Source organism: Aquimarina sp. 2-A2 (assembly GCF_045505135.1).
GTDB classification, from domain to species: domain Bacteria; phylum Bacteroidota; class Bacteroidia; order Flavobacteriales; family Flavobacteriaceae; genus Aquimarina; species Aquimarina intermedia.
Genome location: NZ_JBJKFI010000018.1, coordinates 1 through 1,068 on the forward strand (window position 1 = coordinate 1; position 1,068 = coordinate 1,068).

A 1,068-nucleotide genomic window follows, 5' to 3' on the forward strand; every position below is an offset into this window, starting at 1 on the left:
GTAGCTGGAACTGGACTTGTACAAAATATAACTACCGGTGCTTTAGAAGTGGATCCTACTGCTTTTAATGGGGATGGTAACATTACTTCCGGGGATTTAACTGTAGGTGGTGATGCCAATGCATTACTTGGAGATGTTACGCTTGAGATCGCAGCTGGTGCTGTAGGGAATACCGAGCTTGCTGCCAATGCAGTAACTACTGATAAAATTCTTGATGGAACAATCGCTTCTGCGGATATTGCTGCTGATGCAGTTAATGCTGCAACTATTAATGGTGATGTAGCTGGAACTGGACTTGTACAAAATATAACTACCGGTGCTTTAGAAGTGGATCCTACTGCTTTTAATGGGGATGGAAATATTACTTCCGGGGATTTAACTGTAGGTGGTGATGCCAATGCATTACTTGGAGATGTTACGCTTGAGATCGCAGCTGGTGCTGTAGGAACTGCTGAACTTGCAGATGGTGCAGTTACAAATATTAAACTTGCTGCCAATGCAGTAACCACTGATAAGATTCTTGATGGAACCATTGCTTCTGCGGATATTGCTGCTGATGCAGTTAATGCTGCAACTATTAACGGGGATGTAGCTGGAACTGGACTTGTACAAAATATAACTACCGGTGCTTTAGAAGTGGATCCTACTGCTTTTAATGGGGATGGAAATATTACTTCCGGGGATTTAACTGTAGGTGGTGATGCCAATGCATTACTTGGAGATGTTACGCTTGAGATTGCAGCTGGTGCTGTAGGGAATACCGAGCTTGCTGCCAATGCAGTAACTACTGATAAAATTCTTGATGGAACCATTGCTTCTGCGGATATTGCTGCTGATGCAGTTAATGCTGCAACTATTAACGGGGATGTAGCTGGAACTGGACTTGTACAAAATATAACTACCGGTGCTTTAGAAGTGGATCCTACTGCCTTTAATGGGGATGGAAACATTACTTCCGGGGATTTAACTGTAGGTGGTGATGCCAATGCATTACTTGGAGATGTAACGCTTGAGATCGCAGCTGGTGCTGTAGGAAATGCCGAGATTGCTGCCAATGCAGTAACCACT

The 1,068-nt window shown here is 43.7% G+C and carries 1 pseudogene; it reads left to right on the forward strand.

Annotated elements, in window-relative coordinates:
- Positions 1 to 1,068, forward strand: a pseudogene (locus ACJRPK_RS17460) (hypothetical protein); the annotation flags it as partial.